We start from the raw sequence: 22,820 nt of genomic DNA on the forward strand, positions 1-22,820 counted from the left end.
GCGGGCGCACTAACCGTTGTGTTCCGAGCTCGTTAACAGGAGCAGTAGTACTCGCGGTCGACGAACTCCGTCTCGAACAGCTTCGCGGCCGGTCCCGGGTCGGCGGGGCGGTAGACGCCGGTGGTGAGGTTCCCCTCTCGCTCGAACTCGCCGGAGACGAGGCGTCGCCAGTCGGCGGCCGACAGCTGGTCCCAGAACGTCTCATCGCCCGCGAGCAGCGAGAGGTAGTCGCGGAGGTACACCCACCGCGTCGGCTCGACGCCGTCCGACTCGTAGGTCGCGTCGGTGACCGCGGCGTAGGCGGCCATCGGGAGGTTCGCGCCCGCGGCGACCGGCATCGAGATCCACTTCCAGGGCCGGGTGTTGACGTCCAGCAGCAGGAACTCCTCGCGGGCCTCGTCGTAGACGAACTCCGACTCGCTGATCCCGTGGTACCCCGCGTCGTCGAGGACGGCGAGCGCGCGCTCCTCGATCGCGGGCTCGTCCGCGGTCTCGACGAGACAGGAGGTGCCGAAGTCGCGCGGGTATCGCACCGCGGCGTTGCCGACGACCGCGAGCGCGTCGTCGCTCCCCGACGGGGGGACGTACGACGCAAGCGAGTGGTCCTTCCCGGTCGCGATGTCGACGCGCTTCTGGGCCATCACGGCGATCCCCTCCTCGCTCGCGGCCGCGACGACGTCCGCGAACTCCTCGCGGTCCGCGACCTCGATCACGTTGGTGCCGAACGCCTCCTCGAAGTCGCGCTTGAGCTCCGGTTTTACCACCAGCGGGAAGCCGAGCGCGTCGGCGGCCTCCTCGACCGACGCGTCCGCATCTCGCGTCCCCGCCGCCGCGGTCTCCGCCAGCCGGTACGTCTCCGGGTAGGGCACGCCGAGCGCCTCGCAGGTCGCGTACAGTTCCGACTTGTTCAACACGTCGTCGAGCGTCTCGCTCCCCGCGAACGGGAGTCGGACGCCGTCCGGGTCGGCCTCGGCGTACGAGAGCGCCCACTCGTCCATACAGCCGAACGCGACCGCCTCGGTGCCCGCGGCGTCGACGATCGCCTCCACGTCCTCGCGGAACCCGTCGAGGTCGTCGAGCGGGTACGTCACCGCCCCCGCGAAGTCGACCGCGTCGGACGGCGGGGCGAGCCCGTCGTGGGTAACGGTCCCGGTCCCAGCGTCGCCGGCGTCGCCGGCGCCGCCCGCGCGGTCGAGCGCGATCACGGGCACGTCGTGGGCGTCGAGCGCGCGAGCGACGCCGAGTCCGGTGATGTGCGCGTTGCTGACGAGCGCCGGCGGTCGGTCGAAGTCGGCGTCCGCGAGCGCGTCGATCAGTCCCTCGGTGGATCGAAAATGGTCTGCCATACCCCGTCTCGTCGGTCGACGCACAAAAGCGTCCCACGTACCGGTTCGGAGTGCCCGTATCGACGACGAGAAGCGACGCGTCGACACCGGAGGCGTGGCTCTCGCGGTCGACGCGAGCGCCTTTTCAGGCCGCGTCGCCTCCGGATCGGTATGACGGAATCCGACGACGCCGAACCGGACGCCGAGCGCGTCGACGCGGTCGACGAGCCCGACGCGGTCGACGAGCCCGACGCGGCCGACGAACTCCCCGACCGGGTCCGGCGGGCGTTCGCGGACCGCGGCTCCTTCGAGCGCGACGGCGACGCGTGGGTCTCGACGACGACCGCGTTCGACGGGCGCGTCCGCGCCGAGCCGACAGAGGCGGAACGAATCGGATTCGCGGTGACCGTCCGCGTGCCGATGCTCTCGGCGGTCACCGCCGACGAGGTCGCCGCCGTGGTCGAGGACGGCTGGGCCGACACCTTCGAGCGACGCGCGGTCGACGTCGGCGGGGTCACCCGCCGCGAGCGCGAGTTCGATCCGGTCGTCGAGCGCGAGGGCGACGAGATCCGAGTCACCTACGCGTTCACGGACAGCAACGAGCGTCGCGGCGTCGACGACGCGGGCGCGCTGATCGACTTCGTCGAGGGGACGTACGTCCAGGGCGTGATTCCCGGCTACGAGTACACGGAGCCCGTCTCGGACCTGCTCTCGGCCGCGCGCCGGCAGGGCGGCGACGGTGCGGTCTGAGCGGCGACGGTGCCGTCTGAGCGGCGGCGACCCGGTCCGGGGACGATAGGGGGAAGTGTCGGCGGCCCGTACGGCGACCATGCTCGCGCTGTTCGGGTTCGGCAGCCTCCTCGCCTTGGTCGCGTTCCACACGTTCCTCGCCGGGGTCGCGACCCGATTCTTTCGGATTCAGCTCTCGACGTCGTGGGGATCCGTCGTGTACACGCTCGTGTTGACGCCAGTGCTGTTGTTCGTCTCGACGATCGTCTTCACGGGCGTGCTCGGCGTCGGGACCGGGATCGATGTCGGGAGTTCGACGATCCTGCTGTCGCTGCTGGTCGCGCTCCCGCTGGCGCTGGGCGTCGCGATCGACTACCTCTACGTCCCGTCGCCCGAGGAGTACGAACTGCCGGACACGCGCTGAGGGACTCGCGAACAGGGATCTCAGCGTTCGAGCGAACCGGCGGCCTCTCAGCGTTCGACGAGGTCCGCGACGACTTCCTCGACGCGAGCGACCACGTCCTCTGGCGCGCGCGTCGCGTCGACCCGGTGGAACCGGCCGGGGTCGGCGTCGATGAGGCGCTCGTAGTTGTCGCGAACGGCCGCGAGGTAGCCGTCTCGCTCGAACTTGTCGGTCCGGCCGGCGCGCTCGGCCGCGGTCTTCGGATCCAGATCGAGGTATATCGTCGCGTCCGGCGGGCGGGAGAACGCGGCGTGGATCCCGCGGACGTACTCCACGGGCCGCTCGATCCCGGCGTCGGCGCGCGCGAGCGTCGCCCCCTGATAGGCGAACCGAGAGTCCGAGTAGCGGTCGGCTATCACCAGGTCGCCGTCGGAAAGCGCCGGCCGCACGGTCTCCGAGAGGTGGTTCGCGTGGTCGGCGGTGTACAGGAACAGCTCCGCGAGCGGGTCGGCCTCCGGGTCGCCCATCGACCGCGCCACCGCCTCCCCGTACCAGCTGTCGGTGGGTTCGCGGGTGAACGTCGCGTCGGGGTACACGTCGTGGAGCGCCTCCCAGACGGTCGTCTTGCCGCTGCCGTCGAGCCCCTCCAGCGTGATCAGCATGGTGGCGTTCCGCCGCCGCGACGAATAAACGACCCGGGTCGCGGCGGCGCAGTCGGAGGCGCCTCGCCGCGAGCGCGACGCCCGTCCGACCGCCCTTTTTAGTGACCGCTCCCCGAACGGCGGGCATGGTCGTCGACTCAGCGGTCGGTCGCGCGCTCGGAGGGGTCGGATGGTAGCGATCGCCGTCTCGTTCGCTCGCGTGGCGGGCGCGCTGGTGTTGGTCGCGCTGAACGGCTTCTTCGTCGCCTCGGAGTTCGCGTTCGTCAGGATCCGGGCCACCTCGGTCGACCAGCTGGTCGAGGACGGGACGGCCGGCGCGGAGACGCTCCAGGAGGTGATGACCAACCTCGACGACTACCTCGCGGCGACCCAGCTCGGGATCACGCTCGCGTCGCTCGGGCTCGGGTGGATCGGCGAGCCCGCGGTCGCGGCGCTCATCGAACCGGTCCTCGGGGGGATCCTGCCGCAGGGGGCGGTCCACCTCGTCGCGTTCGCGATCGGGTTCTCCGTCATCACGTTCCTCCACGTCGTCTTCGGCGAACTGGCGCCGAAGACGATCGCCATCGCGCAGGCGGAGCGGATCTCGCTGCTGCTCGCGCCGCCGATGCGGCTGGCGTACCTGATCTTCTCGCCCGGCATCGCGGTGTTCAACGGCACCGCGAACGCGTTCACGAGCCTGATCGGCGTGCCGCCCGCCTCCGAGAGCGACGAGACGCTCGAAGAGCGGGAGATCCGGCGCGTGCTGGCCCGATCAGGTGAGGCCGGCCACGTCGACGAGTCCGAGGTCGCGATGATCGAGGGCGTCTTCGAGCTCGACGACACCGCGGCCCGCGAGCTGATGGTCCCCCGCCCCGACGTGGTCTCGCTGCCCGCGGACGCGTCGCTGGCGGCGATCCGCGAGACGGTCCTCGACGTGGGGCACACGCGGTACCCGGTCGTCGGGAGCGACGACGCCGACCGCGTCGTCGGCTACGTGGACGTGAAGGACGTGCTGCGCGCGACCGAAGAGGACGACGCCGACGCCACCGCGGGGGACCTCGCGCGCGAGATACTCGTGGTCCCGGAGACGACGAGCGCGAGCGACCTCCTCGTCCAGTTCCGCGACGAGCGCCGACAGATGGCGGCGGTGATAGACGAGTGGGGCGCCTTCGAGGGGATCGCCACCGTCGAGGACGTCGCCGAGGCGCTGGTCGGCGACCTCCGGGACGAGTTCGACGTCGCCGAGCGCCGCCACACGATCCGGCGGACCGGCGACCGGACGCACGAGGCCGACGGGTCCGTCGCGCTCGTCGACGTCAACGACGCGCTCGGGACCCACCTCAGTGGCGACGGCTACGAGACGCTCGGCGGGTACGTCCTCGACCGCATCGGGCGCTCCCCCGAGGTCGGGGACGTCGCGGAGACCGAGGCGTACGCCTTCGAGGTCACCGCGGTCGACGGCGCGCGCATCTCGACGGTGCGCGTCACGCGGCGCGACGGCTCGGACGAGTCGGGCGACGCCGGTGACGGATCGGACGCCGACGCGGAGTCGCCCGGCGACGCCGCGTAGCGGGACGAGCGTCTCCCTCCCGCGACCGGGACCGGACGGTCCCGCAGCGCGGCAACCACACGAGCGTTTTTCACCCGCGGGCGCGACCGGGGGCGTATGTTCGATCGAATCTGCGTCCCCACCGACGGCAGCGACGCGGCCGCGGCGGCCTTCGAGCACATCCTGTCGATCGCCGCCGACCACGGCGCGACGGTCCACCTCCTCCACGTCGCGGACACGACCCGCGACAGCGTGACGCGGATCGGCGGCGACGTGGTGGACGTGCTGGAACGCGAGGGCGAGTCGATCGTCGAGGACGCGGCCGAGCGCGCCGCGGAGGCCGGCGTCGACGCGGAGACGGCGGTTCGGCAGGGCGGCGTCCCGGAGACGGTCGCCGCGTACGCCGCGGATATCGACGCCGACCTCGTCGCGATGTCCACGCGGGGGCGGCAGGGGGTCGAACGCCTCGTCGGCAGCACCACCGAGCGCGTCGTCCGTCGGTCGCCGGTGCCGGTGTTGGCCCTCCGCCCGGGCGACGAGGAGACCCCGTACCCGTACGGGGACATCTTGGTGCCCACCGACGGGAGTCCGGCCGCGACCGCCGCGCTCGACCGAGCGCTTCCGATCGCGGAGCGGACGGGCGCGACGGTTCACGTCCTCTCGGTCGTCGAATCCGGCGGCGTCGGTCTCGGGGACCACGTCGAGGTCGACGTGCTCTCCGAGTACGCCGACGACGCGGTCGCCGAGGGCGTCGAGCGCGTCGAGGACGCCGGGTTAGAGGCGGTCGGCGCCGTCGAGGTCGCCTCCTCGGCCGCGCGGGGGATCCGGGCGTACGTCGACGACCCCGGCGTCGACCTCGTCGCGATGGGGACCCACGGGCGGACCGGCGTGGGCCGGTACCTGCTCGGGAGCGTCGCCGAGCGCACCCTCCGGAGCGCACCCGTGCCGGTGTTGACGGTTCCGGTGTCTGATGAGGCGTGATCTCGACGCGCCGGATCGACGCGGGACCGCCGCCGAGCGTCTGACGCCGCGGTAGGTTTACGGGGCTTCCACGCGAGATACCACGCATGAAAGTGTTGGTAGCCGGCGGGACCGGATTCATCGGTTCGTATCTCTGCCGCGCGCTCGCGGCCGACGGCCACGCGGTGACCGCGCTCTCCCGATCGCCCGAAGAAACGCCGGACGGAGTGACTGGCGTCTCCGGAGACGTGACCGACTACGACTCCATCGCGTCGGCCGTCGACGGCCACGACGCGGTCGTGAACCTGGTCGCGCTCTCGCCGCTGTTCGAACCGGACGGCGGCAACCGGATGCACGACCGGATCCACCGCGGCGGGACCGAGCACCTCGTCCGCGCGGCCGAGGCGGGCGGCGTCGGGCGGTTCGTTCAGCTGAGCGCGCTCGGCGCGGACCCGAACGGAGACACCGCCTACATCCGCGCCAAGGGCGAGGCGGAGGCGATCGTCCGCGAGAGCGACCTCGACTGGACGATCTTCCGCCCCTCGGTCGTCTTCGGCGAGGGCGGGGAGTTCGTCTCGTTCACCAAGCGGCTGAAGGGGATGTTCGCGCCGGGCGTCCCGCTGTACCCGCTTCCCGGCGGCGGGAAGACGCGGTTCCAGCCGGTCCACGTCGAGGACCTCGTGCCGATGATCGCCGCCGCGGTGACCGACGACGAGCACGTCGGCGAGACCTACGAGATAGGGGGCCCGGAGGTGCTCACGCTCCGGCAGGTGACGGACCTCGTCTACGAGGCGGAGCGGAAGGGAGTCACCATCGTCCCCCTGCCGATGCCGCTGGCGAAGATCGGGCTCTCCGTCCTCGGCGCAGTGCCCGGGTTCCCGATGGGCCCGGACCAGTACCGCTCGCTGAAGTTCGATAACACGACCGCCGACAACGACGTCGGCGCGTTCGGCGTCGACCCGGCCGAACTGACCACGCTCGGCGAACACCTCGGGATCCGATGACCGGCGACGCGAACGTGTCAAGCGTCCTAATATCACCGCTGGTAACGGCAACCGAAGGCTTATATACGAGATCGCGTTCTGTTCAGTTCAAACGCGGAGGGAGCACACGATGAAACTCGCAATGATCGGATTCGGACAGGCGGGGGGTAAAGTCGTCGACAAGTTCTTGGAGTACGACAAGCGGACTGGCTCCGAGATCGTGCGGGCCGCAGCGGCCGTCAACACGGCGAAGGCGGACCTCATGGGGCTCGAACACATCGACGAGAGTCAGCGCGTCCTCATCGGGCAGTCCCGGGTGAAGGGTCACGGGGTCGGCGCGGACAACGAACTCGGCGCGGAGATCGCGGAGGAGGACATCGACGAGGTCCAGGGCGCCATCGATTCGATCCCGGTCCACGAGGTCGACGCTTTCCTCGTCGTCGCCGGCCTCGGCGGCGGGACGGGCTCCGGCGGCGCGCCGGTGCTCGCGAAACACCTCAAGCGCATCTACACCGAGCCCGTCTACGGGCTCGGGATCCTGCCGGGCAGCGACGAGGGAGGCATCTACACCCTCAACGCGGCCCGCTCGTTCCAGACGTTCGTCCGCGAGGTGGACAACCTGATGGTGTTCGACAACGACGCCTGGCGGAAGACGGGCGAGTCCGTCCAGGGCGGCTACGAGGAGATCAACGAGGAGATCGTCCGACGGTTCGGCATCCTCTTCGGCGCCGGCGAGATCCAGCAGGGTCAGGAGGTCGCCGAGAGCGTCGTCGACTCCTCGGAGATCATCAACACGCTCTCCGGCGGCGGCGTCTCCACGGTCGGCTACGCGGAGGAGGAGGTCGAGGAGCGCTCCTCGGGCGGCCTGCTCTCGCGGCTCCGAGACGACGGCGACGACGACGAGCTCGACAGCGCGCACACCACGAACCGGATCACCAGCCTCGTCCGCAAGGCGGCGCTCGGCCGGCTCACGCTCCCCTGCGAGATCGAGGGCGCGGAGCGCGCGCTGCTCGTGCTCGCGGGCCCGCCGGAGTACCTCAACCGGAAGGGGATCGAGCGCGGTCGCAAGTGGCTCGAAGAGCAGACCGGCTCGATGGAGGTCCGCGGCGGGGACTACCCGTACCGCGGCGCCGGCTTCGTCGCGACGGTCATCCTGCTCGCGGGCGTCACGAACGTCCCGCGGATCAAGGAGCTCCAGCAGGTCGCCATCGAGGCGCAGGACAACCTCGACGAGATCCGCGAGGAGAGCGACGAGAACCTCGACGAGCTCGTCAGCGACGACAGCGACGAGCTGGAATCCCTGTTCTAAGGGCCGCCGTTCGCGATGGAGGTCATCGTCCCCTTTTCGACCGACCGCCCGAAGTCGCGGCTCTCGGACGCCCTCTCGCCCGAGGAGCGGCGCGAGTTCGCGCGGGCGATGCTCGACGACGTGCTGGACGCGGTCGTCGCCGCCGGGGGCGACCCCCGGATACTCGCGACCGACGCCGTCGACCTCGATCACCCGGTCACCGTCGACGATCGCCCCCTGACGACCGCGGTGAACGCGGCGCTGGGCGCGCGGCTGGGAACCGGCGGCGAGGACGGCGCCGGGATCGACGGCTCCCTCGAACCGGTCGCCGTCGTGATGGCCGACCTCGCGCTCGCGACTCCCGCGGCGCTGCGACGACTCTTCGAAGCCGGGCGCGACGCCGACGTCGCGGTCGCTCCGGGGCGCGGCGGCGGTACGAACGCCTTCGTCGCCACGCACCCCGAATTCCGGGTCGACTACCACGGCGCGTCGTACCTCGACCACCGCGAGATCGCGGCCGAGATCGGGGCCGACTTCGCCGCGGTCGACTCGCACCGACTCGGCACCGACATCGACGAACCCGCCGACCTCGCGGAAGTGCTGATCCACGGCGAGGGGCGGGCGGCGACGTGGCTCCGCGGGGCCGGCTTCGCGCTCGACGCCTCCGAGGGCCGCGTCGCGGTCACGCGAGAGTGAGCGAGGGAGTCGAAACCGATCCGCGGTTCCGTTTCCTCTCGGCGTAACCGAATCAGGTGTCGCAACGGGATCCGCAACCGCGATCCTTTTTGAACGCCGACCGCGAGTGACGGCCGTGTTCGCCGGGGCCGACGAGTACGGGGTCGACGTCGCGGTCGACGAGCGCGCGGTCGAGCGACTGCTCTCGGTGCGCCCTTCCAACGTCGACGCCGCCGATCGGCTCACCTTCGCGCGCAACGTGTTCATCCCGCTCACCACGGCGTGCCGGTACACCTGTACGTACTGTACCTACTACGACGTCCCCGGCGAGGCGTCGCTGCTCTCGCCCGAGGAGGTGCGCGAGCAGTGCCGCGTCGGCGCCGACGCGGGCTGTACGGAGGCGCTGTTCACCTTCGGGGACGACCCCGACGACCGGTACACCGAGGTCCACGACACGCTCGCCGAGTGGGGGTTCGACTCGATACACGAGTACCTCTACCGGGCCTGCGAGATCGCCCTGGAGGAGGGGCTGCTCCCCCACTCGAACCCCGGTGACTTGACGGAGGCCCAGTTCGCCGCCCTCCGCGAGGTGAACGCGTCGATGGGGGTAATGCTGGAGACGACCGCCGACGTCGACGCGCACTCGGGAGGGCGACGGAAGACCCCCGGCCAGCGGCTCAACACGATCCGCGCGGCGGGCCGGCAGGGCGTGCCGTTCACGACCGGGATCTTAGTCGGCATCGGCGAGGACTGGCGCGACCGCGCCGAGAGCCTGCTCGCGATCCGGGCGCTCCACGAGCGGTTCGGCCACGTCCAAGAGGTGATCGTGCAGAACGTCGTCCCCAACGAGCGCTCGGACTTCCCGAAGCCCGACCTCGCGACGATGCGCCGGGTCGTCGCGATGGCGCGCGCGGCGCTCCCGCCCGAGGTGTCCGTTCAGGTTCCCCCGAACCTCTCGCCGGCGGCCGACCTCGTCGACTGCGGGATCGACGACCTCGGCGGCGTCTCGCCGGTGACGGACGACTACATCAACCCCGCCTACGAGTGGCCCGACCTCCGCGGACTCGAAGCCGTCGCGGACGCCGGCGGCGTGCCGCTGTGCGAGCGGCTCCCGACGTACGCGCGGTTCCTCCCCGAAGACCTCCGGCCCGGGGACGTCGACGCCGCGCCCGAACCCGACGGCCGCGAGGCGTGGATCCCGCCCGCGGTCCGGGAGCGGATCGCCGCGGACGACGTCCACGGGCGGCGGCTGCGCGCGGTCGCCCGCGGCGACGGGCCGCTCGCCGTGCGGAGCGACTGACCGACCCTCCCCGCGAGCGGGGCGCCCGACCGGCCGCGTCCCGCACCGGAAATAAACAACCGCGCTGCCAGTAGCTTCTTTATATAGTCTCGTGAAGGGGTGGACGATGTACCCCTTACAGCTCGACGCGGTCGCGAACGCGGTCGACGTCGCGGCGATCGCGACGTCCGTGGTCGGATTCCTCGCCGGCTTCCTCGCGGTGTTGCTGCTCGGCAAGTACGTACTTATCCCGGGACTCCGGCGGGTTGTCAGGTCGCGCGGGTTCGACGAGGCGGTGTTGAGCCTCGGGACGAACGTGCTCAACGCAGTCGTCTGGGTCGCGGCGATCGCGATCGGCTTCGCCGTGGCCGGCTACGGCGGCTTCCTCTCGGCGTTCGCGGTGTTCGGCGGCGCCATCGCGCTCGCGGTCGGGTTCGCCGCGCAGGACCTCCTCGGCAACTTCGTCGCCGGCGTGTTCATCCTCAAGGACAAGCCGTTCGAGGTCGGCGACTGGATCGAGTGGGACGGCGAGTCCGGTCGCGTCGAGGAGATCGACCTGCGGGTCTCGCGGGTCCGGACGTTCGACAACGAACTGGTGACGGTGCCGAACGGCGACCTCGCGAACAGCGCGGTCACCAACCCCGTCGCCTACGACACGCTCAGACAGAAGTTCGTCTTCGGGATCGGCTACGACGACGACATCGGCGAGGCGACCGACATCATCGTCGAGCAGGCGGAGGCCCACGACGAGATACTCGACGACCCGGGCGTCTCGGTCCGGCTCGTCGAGCTCGGCGACTCCGCCGTCGGCCTCCAGTCGCGCTGGTGGATCGACGACCCCGACCGCGGCGACTTCGTCCGGGTGCGCTCCGAGTACGTCACCGCCGTGAAGGAGGCGTTCGACGACGCCGGCATCGACATGCCGTACGTCCACCGGCAGCTCACCGGGAGCGTCGAAGTGCTCGAAGACGTCGCGGCCGACGAGTAGGCTGCCGCGACGCCCGCGGCCGTCCGCACCGCCCTACCCGCCCCACCTGCCCTACCCGCCTCACCTGCCCTACCCGCCTCACCTGCCCTACCCGCCCTACCCCGCTTCCTCTTCCGCGTCGCCCGCGCCGGGCCGGTATCGGCGGCTGACGGCCTGCCACCGGTTCGACCGGAATCGATAGCCGTTCAGCCCGGCCGGGACGAGCTTCTCCGCCACCAGCGCCGCGTAGAGGCCGCCGACGCCGAGCGGCGTCGCGAGCCCGACCAGCGCGGCCGGGAGCGCGAACGCGTACAGCCCGATCATCGACGCGACGAAGGGCCATCGGGTGTCGCCCGCGCCGCGGAGCGACCCGGTGATCGAGCCGTCGACCCCCAGCGGAACCGCGGAGATCGCGGCGGCGACGACGAACGCCGCGGTCGCGCTCACCGCGGCCGGACCGTCGACGAACACGCCCGCTATCGGACGCGCGGCGAGGATCACCGCGGTCGACGCGAGGACGTAGACGACCGCCGATAAGGCGATCACGTCGCGGCCGTAGGCGGTCGCGAGCGTCTCCTCGCCCGCGCCGAGCCGCTGGCCCACGAGCGTGCTGGCGGCGATGGAGAAGCCCCAGCTGAAGCTGCCGAGCAGGGCCCTGACGCGGCGGCCGACCTCTAAGGCGGCGACGGTCGCCTGGCCGAACGACGACGCGATCCACAGGAGCGGGAAGACGACGATCCCCTCCGCGACTCGACGGGCGATGAGGGGCGCGGACACCCGCAGCAGCTGACGCGTCAGCCCGGCGTCGAACCACGGGCCGGAGCGCCCGACCGGGACGGGGGAGGCGCCGCGGCCGAAGTAGGACCGGCCGGTCATCCCCCACGCGAGGACCAGCCCGACCGCGGCGATGGAGACCGCGGTGCCGAGTCCGGCGCCGAACACGCCGAGCCCGGCGCCGAGGACGAGCCAGACCGTGAGGACGACGTTCAGCAGCGCGCCGCCGGCGCGCGCGATCATCGGGGTGCGGGTGTCTCCGACGCCGGCGTACGTCCGGCTCGCGATCATGTTGAAGAACTCGAAGGCGAGCGCGGGCGCCGTGACGACGAGGTAGGTGGTTCCCGCGGACAGCGCCGCCCCGTCGCCGCCGACGAGCGCGATCAGGCGCTCGGCGCCGAGGACGTAGCCGGCGACGATCGGCGCGACGAGGAGCGCGGCCACGATCAGCGACTGCTTGACGACCAGCCCCGCCCGCCCGCGCTCGTCGCCGCCGTAGTTCTGTGAGACGAGCGAGACGGTGCCGCCCGCGAGCCCGATGGAGACGAACTTCGCCAGCTGCCAGTACGCGAACGCGAACCCCATCCCCGCGACGGCCGACACGCCGACCGCGTACCCGATCACCGCGAGGTCGACGGTGTTCTTCGACATGATCGCGAACCCCGTCACGATCCGGGGCCACGCCAGTCCCATCGTCTCGTCGAGCCGCGACCGGTCGATGACGCCGGCCCGGTCGAGCGCGCCCGCGACCGCCTCGGCGACGCGCGCGGCGCCGTTCCGGAGCCGGGATAGCATTGGACCGACATAGGGGGCGGGCCGGGTTGTGTCTGTCCGTCCGACCCGCGTCCCCGCGCTCGACCGCGCCGGGAGCGCAACCGTTTTTATCCGACCACCCGCTCGTACCATGTGTGAATATCGACGGATGGCGGACGTACCTCGTCACGGCGGCCGGCCGCTCGGCGGGGCGGACGACGCCGGAGGTCGTCGCGGCCGCGTTGGAGGGCGGCGTCGACGTCGTCCAGCTCCGCGACAAGGCGACGAGCGCGCGGGAGCGCTACGAGACGGGGCTCCGCGTCCGCGAGCAGACCGACGAGGCCGGGGTGCCACTGATCGTCAACGACCGGATCGACCTCGCAGGCGCGGTCGACGCCGACGGCGTCCACCTCGGCCAGTCCGACCTCCCGGTCGCGGTCGCCCGGGAACAGCTGGGCGAGTCGGCGGTCGTCGGCGTCTCGGCCTCGACGGTCGAGGGGGCCGAGGCGGCCGAGGCCGCGGGCGCCGACTACCTGGGCGTCGGCGCCGTCTACGGCACCGACTCGAAGGACGTTTCCGGTGACCGCGACGGGATCGGGACCGAGCGGATCGCCGCGGTCGTCGACGCGGTCGAGATCCCGGTGGTCGGGATCGGGGGGATCGACGCCGACAACGCGGCGCCGGTGGTCGAGGCGGGCGCGGCCGGCGTGGCAGTCCTGTCGGCGATCACGGCCGCCGAGGACCCGGAGGCCGCGACCGCGGCGATTCGGGACGCGGTGACGGAGTGAGGGGCCTCAGTCCTCGCGTTCGAACTCCGGGTCGAACAGCCGCGCCGACATCGGTTCCGGATCGCCCTCGGTGAGGTTGTACTCGGAGAAGTCAGTCACGCCCGCCTCGCGGAGCAGGGCCTCGTCGTAGAAGCTCTCGCCCGTACACTCCGCCGGGTCCCGCGCGAGGATTTCGAGGACCGCGTCGGAGACGATTTCGGGGGTCCGCCAGTCGTCCTCGGTCCCGAGCCCGAAGTAGCGCGTCGCGCGGGTGTCGATCGTCGTCACCGGCCAGAAGGTGTTACAGCCCACGTCGTCGCCCGCCAGCTCCTCGGCGAGCGAGAGCGTGACGAACGACATGCCGAGCTTCGACCACGCGTACGGCGCCTTCCCCGGCGAGCGGTCGGTCGTGACCGGCGGCGCGTTCGTCAGCAGCCACGCCTCGTCGAGGTCCGCGAGGTGGTCCGCGAACGCGTGCGCAACGAGGTGGGTCCCGCGGACGTTCACGTCGGTGAGGAGGTCGAAGCGGTCGGCGGGCAGGTCCGCGACGTTCGCCAGCTGGATCGCGCTCGCGTTGTTGACGACGATGTCCACCTCGCCGAAGTGATCGATGGCCTCCTCGGCGACCTCCTCAACGCGCTCCTCGTCGCGGAGATTCAGTTCCAGCGCGAGCGCCTCGGGCCCGCGCTCGCGCACCTCGCGGGCCGTCCGTTCGATCGATCCCGCCAGCTCGGAGTCGTCGTCGTCCGTCGTCTTGCCCGTCGAGACGACGTTACAGCCCCGCTCGGCGAGCGCGAGCGCGATCTGCTTGCCGATGCCGCGAGTCGTCCCGGTGATGAACGCCGTCGAGCCCGAGAGATCGGGGTCCGCGAGTGGCATACCCCACGTTCGGTCGACCGCGGGATAATTCTCGGTGGTCGAGCGCGGAATCGACGAGGTGGAATTTAAATACCGACGTGCGGCGGCGACAATCGTTTATAAATGACAACCGTGGTGGCGCGTGCCTGCGAGGCCGCGTTGCGGCCGAGCAGCACGCGCGAGGGACGCGGTGAGCGCTCGGAGAGCGCGAACCGCGAGGCTGGGGAGGCGTGAGGTGCTGTGCGGGGTGGGACTCAAAGGGGCAGCCGCGAGGTCGCCGTAGGCGACGTAAGCACCGCAGCGAAGGAGCGTCAGCGACTGAGCGAGGAGCGCAGCGAGCGTACGGCGGCCTCCCGGCTGGGGCTTTGGAGGTGTTCGTCATCGATCTGCGAACAGATGTTTATCAGCGAGCGGCTGGGGCTTTGGAGGTGTCTGCCGCCGCTGTGTGATCAGGTATTTATAAATGAATGGCTGCGCCCCTCGCGACCTTCGCCGCTAACCCGGCTACAATCCACCCCTATCGCGTCGCGGACTTCCACTCCCGGAGTCCCAACCGCTCGCCGTTCAGGTCCTCGGCGGGCGCCTCGGTGGCGGCCCAGACGAACAGCGGCGCGACGCTCTCGGGGTCGCGGGCGCGCTCCTTCCCGGTGAGGTCGGTCGCGACGAGCCCCGGGTCGACGACGCCGACGGTCGCGTCGAGGTCGGCCGCGAAGCCGCGCGCGACCGCCTCGGCGGCCGCCTTCGAGACGGCGTACGCGCCCATCCCGGGCTTCGACTCGGCCGCGACCGACCCCGAGGGGACGATGACGCGCGCGTCGTCGGCGAGGTGGGGAACCGCCTCGGAGATGGTCGCGAACACGCCGCGCGCGTTCGTCCGCATCGTGTCGTCGTAGTCGGCGTACGTGACCTCGGTCGTCGGGCGCTCGCCCGGCGCGCCGTGGAAGACGCCGGCGTTCGCGAAGGCGACGTCGACCGGGCCGGCCTCGCGGGCGACCCGCTCGAAGAAGCGTTCGAGGTCGAACTCGTCGCGCACGTCGACGCGGTCGCCCCAGGCGGTGCCGCGGTCGGACTCCCCGTCGCCTTCAGCCTCGGGATCGGCTCCGCCGTCCGGGTCGTCGGTCTCGCCGTTCAGCGCCGCGACGGTCCGATCGACGGCCGCGCCGTCACGACCGGAGAGGGCGACGAACGCCCCCTCGTCGACGAACGCCTCGGCGACGGCTCGCCCGATGCCGCTCGTTGCCCCGGTGATCGCGACCGTCAGATCCATGTGAAGTCGGCTACGTTCGTCGATGACTTAGTGGTATCCTCTCGCCGCATCTGGCCGGTATTTATACCGATTCCGTCCCTACGCTCGGACATGGACGTGGTCCCGGACATCGACGGCGTCGCCGGCGAGTCGATCGTCGTGATCGGCGGCGGATTCGGCGGGCTCTCGACGGCCTGTTACCTCGCGGACGCCGGCGCGGACGTCACCCTGCTGGAGAAGAACGAGCAGCTCGGCGGGCGCGCCAGTCGGCTCGAAGTCGACGGCTTCCGGTTCGACATGGGGCCGTCGTGGTACCTGATGCCGGACGTCTTCGAGCGGTTCTTCGGCCACTTCGACCGGTCGCCCGACGAGTTCTACGAGTTAGAGCGGCTCGACCCGCATTATCGAGTGTTCTGGAAGGACGGGGACAAGGTCGACGTGCTGCCGGACCGCGAGCGGAACCGGGAGATCTTCGAGTCGTACGAGCCGGGCGCGGGCGAGGCGTTCGACGCCTATCTGGAGGAGTCGAAGCGCACCTACGAGATCGGGATGGAGCACTTCGTGTACGAGGACCGCCCGCGGCTGCGCGACTACGTGGACAGAGACGTCCTCCGTTACTCGTGGGGGCTCTCGCTGCTGGGCAAGATGCAGGGCCACGTCGAGGACTACTTCGACCACCCGAAGCTCCAGCAGCTGATGCAGTACACGCTCGTGTTCCTCGGCGGCTCGCCGACGAATACGCCGGCGCTGTACAACCTGATGAGCCACGTCGACTACAACATGGGCGTCTACTACCCCGACGGGGGGATCGCCGCCGTCGTCGACGGCATCGTCGAGCTCGCCGAGGACCTCGGCGTCGAGTTCGTCACCGACGCCGAGGTGACGGGCATCGAGGGGCGGTACGGCGCCTTCGCGGTCGACACCGAGGACGGCGAGCGCTACCTCGCGGACCGCGTCGTCTCCGACGCGGACTACGCGCACACCGAACAGGAGCTGCTCCCCGAGCGGAAGCGGCAGTACACCGAGGAGTACTGGGAGTCGCGGACGTACGCCCCCTCCGCCTTCCTGCTGTACCTCGGCGTCGAGGGCGACGTGCCGAACCTCGAACACCACACGCTCGTCCTCCCGACCGACTGGGACGAACACTTCGCGCAGATCTTCGACGACCCCGAGTGGCCAGACGACCCCGCGTACTACCTCTGTGTTCCCTCGAAGACCGACGACTCCGTCGCGCCGGAGGGCCACAGCAACCTCTTCGCGCTCGTCCCGGTCGCGCCCGGACTGGCGGACACGCCGGAGATCCGCAACCGCTACCGCGACCTCGTGATCGACGACATCGCGGCGAACACCGACACCGATCTCCGCGGCCGGATCGTCGTCGAGGAGACGTTCTCGGTCGACGACTTCGCGGACCGGTACAACAGCTACGCGGGCAGCGCGCTCGGATTGGCGCACACGCTCACGCAGACGTCGCTGCTGCGCCCGCCGCACGTCTCGGACGCGGTCGACGGGCTCTACTTCACGGGGTCGACGACGACGCCCGGCATCGGCGTCCCGATGTGCCTGATAAGCGGGGGGCTGACCGCGGAAGCGATGACCGACGACGACGTCTGATGACGGCCGTGAGCGACCAGAACCGATCCGCCGGGAGCGAGGGGCTCCGGTACCTGCTGGTGTTGTCGCGGCCGCGGTTCTGGCTTTACCTCGCCGGCCCGGTCGCGGTCGGCGTCACCTACGGTATCGGCGGCGTGAGCGGGCTGTTTACGCCCGTCACGGTCGCGCTCGCCGCCTACTTCCTCGTTCCCGCGAACGTGTTCCTCTACGGCGTCAACGACGTGTTCGACGCCGACATCGACGAACTGAACCCCAAAAAGGAGGGCCGCGAGGCGCGCTGGCGAGGGAGCCGCCTGGTGGTCGCCGCCGTCGTCGCGTCGGGGCTCCTCGGACTCGCGACGCTCGCGATCACGCCCCGCGTCGCGTGGCCGTACCTGCTCGGGTTCCTCGTCTTAGCGGTCGGCTACAGCGCCCCGCCCGCCCGGTTCAAGACGACGCCGTTGCTCGACTCGCTGTCGAACGGGCTGTACGCCCTGCCGGGCGCGGCGGCGTACGCGACGGTCGCGGGCGCGCACCCGCCGCTCGCGGCGCTCGCCGGGGCGTGGCTCTGGACGATGGGGATGCACACGTTCTCCGCGATCCCGGACATCGAGCCGGACCGCGCGGCGGGGATCGATACGACCGCGACGTTCCTCGGCGAGGCGCGGACGTACGCCTACTGCTTCGCGGCGTGGACCGCCGCGGCCGCCGCGTTCTGGATCGTCGACTTCCGGCTCGGCGCGCTGCTCGGCGTGTACCCCGTCTTCGTCGCGTGGGTCGCGCGCTCGTCGGTCTCCGTCGACCGCGCCTACTGGTGGTTCCCGGCGCTGAACACCGTCGTCGGCACGCTGCTGTCGATGGGCGGCCTCTGGCGGGTGTACCCGCTCTGGGAGGCGCTGCCGTGAGCGACGGCGACGGCGGCCCGGCGGAGGGCGGGTCGGTCGCCGGCGAGTCCGCTAGCGGCGCCGCGACCGCGACGACCGGGTCGCGCCTCGACGCGCTCCGCGACCGCGCGCCCGACACGCGCCGCGAGGCCGAGGCGCTGCTCGACCGGCTCGTCCGCGAGAACCGCTTCACCATCGCCGTCGTCTTCCCGCTCGTCGGGGCGGTCGCGCTCGTCGGCAGCGCCGAGGGGTGGGTGCCCGAGCCGTTCGCGTTCCACCCGTGGTTCGTGCTGTTCGGCGTGATCGTGATGCGCTCGCCGCTGGTCGTCGGCGTACTGCCGACGATCGACCGCCGCGCGCTCGGCTGGATCGGCGTGTTGACCGCGTACACGTATCTCATCGAGGGGGTCGGCGTCGCGACCGGGTGGCCGTACGGCGAGTTCGCGTACACGGTCGACCTCGGACCGATGCTCGCGGGCGTGCCCGTCGCGCTCCCGGTGTTCTTCATCCCCTTGGTGACCAACGCCTACCTGCTGTGCCTGCTCCTGCTCGGCCCGCGCGCCGACAGCGTGTGGGTCCGGCTGGCGACGGTGATCCCGGTCGTCGTCGCGATGGACGTCGTCTTGGACCCCGGCGCGGTCTCGCTCGGCTTCTGGGACTTCGGCGGCGGCGCGTTCTACGGCGTGCCCGTCTCGAACTACGCCGGCTGGGTGCTGTCCGCGATCGTCGCCGTCGTCACGCTCGACCGCGCCTTCGCGGCGGCGGGGATCCGCGAACGGCTCCGCGACTGCGAGTTCATGCTCGACGACATGGTGAGCTTCGTGATACTCTGGGGCGGGATCAACGTCTGGTTCGGCAACCTCCTGCCCGCGGCGGTCGCGGCCGGGTTCGGCGTCGGCCTCGTCCGCGCCGACCGGTTCGACACGCGGCCGTTCACGGAGTGGCGACGGTCGTGAACGCGGGCGGAACTCGGGGTCCTCGGCCCTCACCGCGGCGCCGACCGACTCGGCCGCACTTATATACCCCGGACCCGTCCTCCCGACCGTGACCGACGGCGGCAATCGAACGGAACGACCCAACCGGGAGGACCGACGGCGATGAGCGACCTCGCCATCGAGTACGGCGACCACGAGCGCGTGTGCGAGGTCGTCGACCGGCTGACGTACTGCGCCGAACACGTCAGCGTCTCCTTCGACGGGTGGGAGGAGCCGCACGTGAAGGGTCCGGGGCTCTACTTCGCCGTCATCGGCGACAGCGACTACGGCGCGTACGCCGACCCGATGGGCGAGAACCGCTGGCCCCGAGACACCTGTCCGTCCGTCCTCGACGAGGACGCGCTCGCGACCGCCGCCGAGTCGGTGAGCGTCGGGGAGGACGGCGGCGTCGTCGTCGCGGTCGACGGGGAGGTGGAGCGCCAGATGGTGAGGTTCCGCGACCTGGGCACCCGCGACGAGGAGGCCGACCTCGTCGACGACGTGAGCTACGAACCGTGGATGGGGTCGCGACACATGAGCGCGATCGAGACCTCCGTCCGGCCGGAGGTCGTCGCGACGGTGACGCTGAGCGAGGAGACCGGGCGCGTCAGCGTGTTCCGCGACGGCGAGGCGAACAGCATGCGGCGCGAGGAGATCGGCGGCCGCTGGCGCGGCGAGTAGCGCCCGCCGGCGCGGGGCGCGACGCTCTCGGCGCGCACGGCGCTCTCGGAGGCCGACACCGAGGCCCCACCGTTAAGCCCCGGCCGGGCGAACCCCGACGCATGTACGACGAGATTCTGGTGCCGACCGACGGGAGCGAGGCCGTCGACCGGGCGCTCGACCACGCGGTCCGGCTCGCGACCGACCACGACGCGACGCTCCACGCGCTGTACGTCGTCGACCAGCGGATCGCGACCGCCAACTCGGGCGACCTCCACGACGACGTCGTCGAGGACCTCGAATCGCAGGGCGAGACCGCGGTCGACGCGGTCGCCGACGCGGCCGCCGCGGCCGGCCTCGACGCCGAGACGCACATCGCCCACGGCACGCCAGACACGGAGATCGTCGAGTACGCCGACGAGGCCGGCATCGACGTGATCGTGATGAGCCCGGAGGGGAAGTCGCCCCGCGAGCGGATCCGGTCGCTCGGGAGCGTCTCCGACCGCGTCGCGGACGACGCCTCGGTGCCGGTGTTCCTCATCAAGTAGGCGGCTCGTCCCCCGGGCTCGGGCGCCGGCGCCCGGCCGGCGGGGGAGCGCCCGGCCGTCCGCCGCGCGTCCGAGCGAATTAGGTGAGTGCGGACGCGACCGACGGGCATGGAACTCACCGTCCTCGGGTCCGGCAGCGCGATGCCGGTCCCCGACCGCGCGCAGGCCGGGTACCTCCTCGACGACGGCGACCGGTCGCTGCTCGTCGACTGCGGCAGCGGCGTCCTCCAGCGGCTCGCCGGCACGGACACAGGCTACGAGGGCGTCTCGACGGTCCTGTTGACTCACCACCACCTCGACCACGTCGCCGCGCTCCTCCCGCTCCTCAAGGCGCGCTGGCTCGCCGGCGAGGAGCACCTGGAAGTGGTCGGCCCCGCGGGAACGAAGTCGCTCGTCGACGGCCTGCTCGACGTCCACGACTATCTCGACGGGCGGATCGACCTCGCCGTCCGCGAGGTGTCGGCGTCGCGGCCGTTCGCGGCCGGCGGGTTCGACGTGGCGGCCCGCGAGACGCGCCACTCGATGGACGGGTTCGCCTACCGGTTCTCGCCGCCGAGCTCGGACGCCGAGGCCGCCGCCGGGCCGCTCGTCCTCTCGGGCGACAGCGAGGCGTTCGCGGGCATGGCGCGGTTCGCTGACGGCGCCGACTGCCTCGTCCACGACTGCTCGTTCCCGGACGACGTCGACGTGTCGAACCACCCGACGCCGACGAGCCTCGGCGAGTCGCTCGCGGGCGCCGAGATCGGGACGCTCCTCCTGTCGCACCTCTACCCGCACACCGGCGGCCGCGAGCGCGAGATGGAGCAACAGGTCGCGGCGGCGGGGTTCGACGGCGAGGTGCGCGTCGCGACCGACGGCCTCCGCGTGTCGCTGTGACGCCGGATTCGTAACTAAAATCATGCCGCGTCGCGGCCGTAACGTAACCGGTGAGTGTTACACAGTCGCACGAACGACCCGGATACTTAAGCGCGCGTAGTGGCTTCCATCGCGCATGGCCGGCCCACTCGCGGACGACTTCGGACGGGAGGTGACGGGGGTACGGATCTCGCTCACCGACCGGTGTAACTTCGACTGCGTCTACTGTCACAACGAGGGGTTAGGCGACACGCGCGGGCCGATGGAACCGAGCGAGTCGGAGATGAGCGCCGACGACGTGGTCCGCTTCCTGGAGGTCGTCGAGGGGTACGGCGTCGACGCCGTCAAGTTCACGGGCGGCGAGCCGATGCTCCGGCAGGACCTCGAAGAGATCATCGAGCGCACGCCCGACTCGATGGAGGTGTCGATGACGACGAACGGCACGTTCCTCCCCGGGCGCGCCGAGGACCTGAAGGCCGCCGGGCTCGACCGCGTCAACGTCTCGCAGGACGCGCTCGACCCCGACGACTTCGCGGAGGTGACGAAGTCGGGCGCCTACGAGAAGGTCTTGGAGGGGGTCAAAGCCGCCGTCGATGCCGGGCTCGACCCCGTGAAGCTCAACATGGTCGTGTTCACGCACACCGCGGGCTACGTCGAGGAGATGGTCGAGCACGTCGCGGACAACGACGGGCTCCAGCTCCAGCTCATCCAGTACATGCCGGAGCTGACCGGCAAGCCCGAGTGGAACGTCGACATCGGGCGCGTCCACGACTGGCTCGCGGAGAAGGCCGACCGCGTCGAGCACCGCGAGATGCACGACCGGAAGCGCTACTTCGTCGGCGAGGAGAGCGACGACGAGACGGGCGGCATGGTCGAGATCGTCGACCCCGTCGAGAACGAGGAGTTCTGCGCCAACTGCGGCCGCGTCCGCGTCACCCACGAGGGATACCTGAAGGGGTGTCTCAACCGCAACGACGACCTCCGCTCGATGGGCGAGATGACCCGCGAGGAGATCGCGGAGACGTTCGAGGAAGTGGTGGCGAACCGCGTGCCTTACTACGGCGAATACCTCGTCGAGGGCGACGACGGCGAGTACGAACTGAACGAGAAGTACCTCGGGACGCCGAGTGCGGCGGACTGAAAACAGGATCCATGTTCGATAGGTTTTGTTTGGATCGCAGTCTTCGAACTAATCGTACTCTTTTGATAGCATCAGTTATCCAGAAAAGCTTATTTAAAAATCGGGGACGTGATTTTAAATTGTGTCACAAAACTCGCCGTTCCTGGGATTTTCACTTAGAGATACACTAACTCGGCTAGTTCCAGGACTCATTTTCCTGACTCCACTAATCGTCGGGGTTACTGTTCTTAATCCAGATAGATTGCCCAATGAATCCATTCTATTCGTTTTATTAGGATTATCTGGGTACATAATTGGGAAATTTATTGATCAATTAAGATCGGGTCTATTTAGAGTTCCATTGTCGTTTAGGTATTTTGTATACAGAGAAACAGATCAAATGGAAAAAATGCCGAGTTGGTATATCAAATTGATAGAATGGCAGCAAAAACTTCCAAGGAAGCTCAATTTTTATGAAGACCGCGATGAAAGTGAGCGTCTTACAAACAATATGAACTTAGATTTTCGAAAAGATCTGGAGTCGGAATTAGGTGTTGATTTCATTGAGGACCGTCCAAGAGAAATATATGACTTGCTGCTCATTTATATGTCAGATTTTCAAACGCCAAGGCTACGAAGGTTCCAATCTGTTTCGATGTTCTCTAGTAATCTTAGAATTGCCGCTGTCGGCGGTCTAGTGCCATATACGACTTTTGCGGCCGCCAACTGGCCAGATCCATTCTTTTTACTAATGTTCACAGTTTCTGTCATAATTGCTGTGCTGGTGGTTGCCTTTTGGTCGATCTTAAGTACGACACAACATTTATATGATGAATTACTATTCAAGGAATATTATATGAAGAGACATGAAGATCAGAGGATAAACTCTTGAATCCTTAATTACGCGACGATCAAAAAACCGACGGTTTCGGAGCGAGCACGGTGGGATTCGAACCAAAATCAGACGTGCTCGCTCACTACGTTCGCTG

23 protein-coding genes are annotated in these 22,820 nt (G+C 69.7%); 18 read left to right on the forward strand and 5 right to left on the reverse strand.

Annotated elements, in window-relative coordinates; genetic code table 11:
• Positions 1 to 32: 32 nt before the first annotated feature.
• On the reverse strand, positions 33 to 1,346 hold the full coding sequence (locus EXE45_RS11770) for a carboxylate--amine ligase (protein WP_137694449.1): 1,314 nt from the start codon (positions 1,344 to 1,346) through the stop codon (positions 33 to 35).
• 144 nt (positions 1,347 to 1,490) lie between these two features.
• Here EXE45_RS11770 and EXE45_RS11775 point away from each other — a divergent pair, with 144 nt between their 5' ends.
• The gene (locus EXE45_RS11775) at positions 1,491 to 2,075 is read left to right on the forward strand and encodes a DUF5813 family protein (protein WP_394348153.1); all 585 of its coding nucleotides are present in this window, start codon (positions 1,491 to 1,493) and stop codon (positions 2,073 to 2,075) included.
• Between the two features lie 79 nt (positions 2,076 to 2,154).
• Complete coding sequence (locus EXE45_RS11780) at positions 2,155 to 2,478, forward strand: hypothetical protein (protein ID WP_092923775.1); 324 nt, start codon at positions 2,155 to 2,157, stop codon at positions 2,476 to 2,478.
• A 47-nt stretch (positions 2,479 to 2,525) separates the two neighbouring features.
• Here EXE45_RS11780 and tmk read toward each other — a convergent pair whose 3' ends face one another.
• Positions 2,526 to 3,119, reverse strand: coding sequence for a dTMP kinase (tmk, locus tag EXE45_RS11785; RefSeq protein ID WP_092923778.1), 594 nt, complete (start codon positions 3,117 to 3,119; stop codon positions 2,526 to 2,528).
• Positions 3,120 to 3,288: 169 nt separating this feature from the next.
• Between tmk and EXE45_RS11790 the strand changes: the two genes are divergently transcribed.
• The 7 genes from EXE45_RS11790 to EXE45_RS11820 all read left to right on the forward strand — a co-directional run bounded on the left by EXE45_RS11790 (position 3,289) and on the right by EXE45_RS11820 (position 10,820).
• Positions 3,289 to 4,668 carry a hemolysin family protein gene (locus EXE45_RS11790; RefSeq protein ID WP_092923781.1) on the forward strand — a complete coding sequence of 460 codons (1,380 nt, stop codon included), beginning with the start codon at positions 3,289 to 3,291 and terminating at the stop codon, positions 4,666 to 4,668.
• Positions 4,669 to 4,764: 96 nt separating this feature from the next.
• The gene (locus tag EXE45_RS11795) at positions 4,765 to 5,628 is read left to right on the forward strand and encodes a universal stress protein (protein WP_137694451.1); all 864 of its coding nucleotides are present in this window, start codon (positions 4,765 to 4,767) and stop codon (positions 5,626 to 5,628) included.
• Between the two features lie 86 nt (positions 5,629 to 5,714).
• Positions 5,715 to 6,611, forward strand: a complete 897-nt coding sequence (locus tag EXE45_RS11800; RefSeq protein WP_137694452.1) for a complex I NDUFA9 subunit family protein — start codon at positions 5,715 to 5,717, stop codon at positions 6,609 to 6,611.
• Between the two features lie 109 nt (positions 6,612 to 6,720).
• A complete protein-coding gene (locus EXE45_RS11805) occupies positions 6,721 to 7,899 on the forward strand; it encodes a tubulin/FtsZ family protein (RefSeq protein WP_174549019.1) in 1,179 nt (392 codons plus the stop codon).
• 15 nt (positions 7,900 to 7,914) lie between these two features.
• Positions 7,915 to 8,574 (forward strand): 2-phospho-L-lactate guanylyltransferase, encoded by a 660-nt coding sequence (gene cofC / locus EXE45_RS11810; RefSeq protein ID WP_137694453.1) that lies wholly within the window; start codon positions 7,915 to 7,917, stop codon positions 8,572 to 8,574.
• A 115-nt stretch (positions 8,575 to 8,689) separates the two neighbouring features.
• Complete coding sequence (cofG, locus tag EXE45_RS11815) at positions 8,690 to 9,853, forward strand: 7,8-didemethyl-8-hydroxy-5-deazariboflavin synthase subunit CofG (RefSeq protein WP_092923796.1); 1,164 nt, start codon at positions 8,690 to 8,692, stop codon at positions 9,851 to 9,853.
• A gap of 106 nt (positions 9,854 to 9,959) precedes the next feature.
• Positions 9,960 to 10,820 carry a mechanosensitive ion channel family protein gene (locus EXE45_RS11820; protein ID WP_092923799.1) on the forward strand — a complete coding sequence of 287 codons (861 nt, stop codon included), beginning with the start codon at positions 9,960 to 9,962 and terminating at the stop codon, positions 10,818 to 10,820.
• A 96-nt stretch (positions 10,821 to 10,916) separates the two neighbouring features.
• Here the strand turns inward: EXE45_RS11820 and EXE45_RS11825 are convergent, their stop codons facing one another.
• Positions 10,917 to 12,368: an MATE family efflux transporter gene (locus EXE45_RS11825; protein ID WP_137694454.1), complete on the reverse strand. Its 1,452-nt coding sequence runs from the start codon at positions 12,366 to 12,368 to the stop codon at positions 10,917 to 10,919.
• Between the two features lie 113 nt (positions 12,369 to 12,481).
• Between EXE45_RS11825 and thiE the strand changes: the two genes are divergently transcribed.
• A complete protein-coding gene (gene thiE / locus EXE45_RS11830; RefSeq protein ID WP_092923807.1) occupies positions 12,482 to 13,114 on the forward strand; it encodes a thiamine phosphate synthase in 633 nt (210 codons plus the stop codon).
• 6 nt (positions 13,115 to 13,120) lie between these two features.
• Here thiE and EXE45_RS11835 read toward each other — a convergent pair whose 3' ends face one another.
• Together EXE45_RS11835 and EXE45_RS11840 are read right to left on the reverse strand one after the other, a co-directional pair.
• Positions 13,121 to 13,972 (reverse strand): SDR family oxidoreductase, encoded by an 852-nt coding sequence (locus EXE45_RS11835; RefSeq protein ID WP_137694455.1) that lies wholly within the window; start codon positions 13,970 to 13,972, stop codon positions 13,121 to 13,123.
• A gap of 496 nt (positions 13,973 to 14,468) precedes the next feature.
• Positions 14,469 to 15,218, reverse strand: coding sequence for an SDR family oxidoreductase (locus EXE45_RS11840; protein ID WP_137694456.1), 750 nt, complete (start codon positions 15,216 to 15,218; stop codon positions 14,469 to 14,471).
• A gap of 90 nt (positions 15,219 to 15,308) precedes the next feature.
• Here EXE45_RS11840 and EXE45_RS11845 point away from each other — a divergent pair, with 90 nt between their 5' ends.
• The 8 genes from EXE45_RS11845 to EXE45_RS11880 all read left to right on the forward strand — a co-directional run bounded on the left by EXE45_RS11845 (position 15,309) and on the right by EXE45_RS11880 (position 22,723).
• Complete coding sequence (locus EXE45_RS11845; protein ID WP_137694457.1) at positions 15,309 to 16,811, forward strand: NAD(P)/FAD-dependent oxidoreductase; 1,503 nt, start codon at positions 15,309 to 15,311, stop codon at positions 16,809 to 16,811.
• Complete coding sequence (locus EXE45_RS11850) at positions 16,808 to 17,695, forward strand: prenyltransferase (RefSeq protein ID WP_394347996.1); 888 nt, start codon at positions 16,808 to 16,810, stop codon at positions 17,693 to 17,695. The genes EXE45_RS11845 and EXE45_RS11850 overlap by 4 nt, the downstream gene beginning before the upstream one ends.
• The gene (gene cruF, locus EXE45_RS11855) at positions 17,692 to 18,630 is read left to right on the forward strand and encodes a bisanhydrobacterioruberin hydratase (protein WP_137694459.1); all 939 of its coding nucleotides are present in this window, start codon (positions 17,692 to 17,694) and stop codon (positions 18,628 to 18,630) included. The genes EXE45_RS11850 and cruF overlap by 4 nt, the downstream gene beginning before the upstream one ends.
• Before the next feature lie 141 nt (positions 18,631 to 18,771).
• Positions 18,772 to 19,329: a diadenylate cyclase gene (locus tag EXE45_RS11860; RefSeq protein WP_137694460.1), complete on the forward strand. Its 558-nt coding sequence runs from the start codon at positions 18,772 to 18,774 to the stop codon at positions 19,327 to 19,329.
• 101 nt (positions 19,330 to 19,430) lie between these two features.
• Positions 19,431 to 19,856 carry a universal stress protein gene (locus EXE45_RS11865; RefSeq protein ID WP_092923830.1) on the forward strand — a complete coding sequence of 142 codons (426 nt, stop codon included), beginning with the start codon at positions 19,431 to 19,433 and terminating at the stop codon, positions 19,854 to 19,856.
• Between the two features lie 108 nt (positions 19,857 to 19,964).
• Positions 19,965 to 20,732, forward strand: a complete 768-nt coding sequence (locus tag EXE45_RS11870; protein WP_137694461.1) for an MBL fold metallo-hydrolase — start codon at positions 19,965 to 19,967, stop codon at positions 20,730 to 20,732.
• A 115-nt stretch (positions 20,733 to 20,847) separates the two neighbouring features.
• The gene (gene moaA, locus EXE45_RS11875) at positions 20,848 to 21,852 is read left to right on the forward strand and encodes a GTP 3',8-cyclase MoaA (RefSeq protein ID WP_137694462.1); all 1,005 of its coding nucleotides are present in this window, start codon (positions 20,848 to 20,850) and stop codon (positions 21,850 to 21,852) included.
• A 121-nt stretch (positions 21,853 to 21,973) separates the two neighbouring features.
• Positions 21,974 to 22,723: a hypothetical protein gene (locus tag EXE45_RS11880; RefSeq protein WP_137694463.1), complete on the forward strand. Its 750-nt coding sequence runs from the start codon at positions 21,974 to 21,976 to the stop codon at positions 22,721 to 22,723.
• The last annotated feature ends 97 nt before the right edge of the window (positions 22,724 to 22,820 follow it).

It is taken from the genome of Halorubrum sp. SP9, assembly GCF_005435015.1.
Classification (GTDB): domain Archaea; phylum Halobacteriota; class Halobacteria; order Halobacteriales; family Haloferacaceae; genus Halorubrum; species Halorubrum sodomense.

Excerpts from the sequence above, each read along its gene's own strand:
- EXE45_RS11770 (WP_137694449.1), bottom strand. The coding sequence starts at position 1,346 with ATGGCAGACCATTTTCGATCCACCGAGGGACTGATCGACGCGCTCGCG.
- EXE45_RS11780 (WP_092923775.1), top strand. The coding sequence starts at position 2,155 with ATGCTCGCGCTGTTCGGGTTCGGCAGCCTCCTCGCCTTGGTCGCGTTC.
- tmk (WP_092923778.1), bottom strand. The coding sequence starts at position 3,119 with ATGCTGATCACGCTGGAGGGGCTCGACGGCAGCGGCAAGACGACCGTC.
- EXE45_RS11790 (WP_092923781.1), top strand. The coding sequence starts at position 3,289 with ATGGTAGCGATCGCCGTCTCGTTCGCTCGCGTGGCGGGCGCGCTGGTG.
- EXE45_RS11795 (WP_137694451.1), top strand. The coding sequence starts at position 4,765 with ATGTTCGATCGAATCTGCGTCCCCACCGACGGCAGCGACGCGGCCGCG.
- EXE45_RS11800 (WP_137694452.1), top strand. The coding sequence starts at position 5,715 with ATGAAAGTGTTGGTAGCCGGCGGGACCGGATTCATCGGTTCGTATCTC.
- EXE45_RS11805 (WP_174549019.1), top strand. The coding sequence starts at position 6,721 with ATGAAACTCGCAATGATCGGATTCGGACAGGCGGGGGGTAAAGTCGTC.
- cofC (WP_137694453.1), top strand. The coding sequence starts at position 7,915 with ATGGAGGTCATCGTCCCCTTTTCGACCGACCGCCCGAAGTCGCGGCTC.
- EXE45_RS11820 (WP_092923799.1), top strand. The coding sequence starts at position 9,960 with ATGTACCCCTTACAGCTCGACGCGGTCGCGAACGCGGTCGACGTCGCG.
- EXE45_RS11825 (WP_137694454.1), bottom strand. The coding sequence starts at position 12,368 with ATGCTATCCCGGCTCCGGAACGGCGCCGCGCGCGTCGCCGAGGCGGTC.
- EXE45_RS11835 (WP_137694455.1), bottom strand. The coding sequence starts at position 13,972 with ATGCCACTCGCGGACCCCGATCTCTCGGGCTCGACGGCGTTCATCACC.
- EXE45_RS11840 (WP_137694456.1), bottom strand. The coding sequence starts at position 15,218 with ATGGATCTGACGGTCGCGATCACCGGGGCAACGAGCGGCATCGGGCGA.
- EXE45_RS11845 (WP_137694457.1), top strand. The coding sequence starts at position 15,309 with ATGGACGTGGTCCCGGACATCGACGGCGTCGCCGGCGAGTCGATCGTC.
- EXE45_RS11860 (WP_137694460.1), top strand. The coding sequence starts at position 18,772 with ATGAGCGACCTCGCCATCGAGTACGGCGACCACGAGCGCGTGTGCGAG.
- EXE45_RS11865 (WP_092923830.1), top strand. The coding sequence starts at position 19,431 with ATGTACGACGAGATTCTGGTGCCGACCGACGGGAGCGAGGCCGTCGAC.
- EXE45_RS11870 (WP_137694461.1), top strand. The coding sequence starts at position 19,965 with ATGGAACTCACCGTCCTCGGGTCCGGCAGCGCGATGCCGGTCCCCGAC.
- moaA (WP_137694462.1), top strand. The coding sequence starts at position 20,848 with ATGGCCGGCCCACTCGCGGACGACTTCGGACGGGAGGTGACGGGGGTA.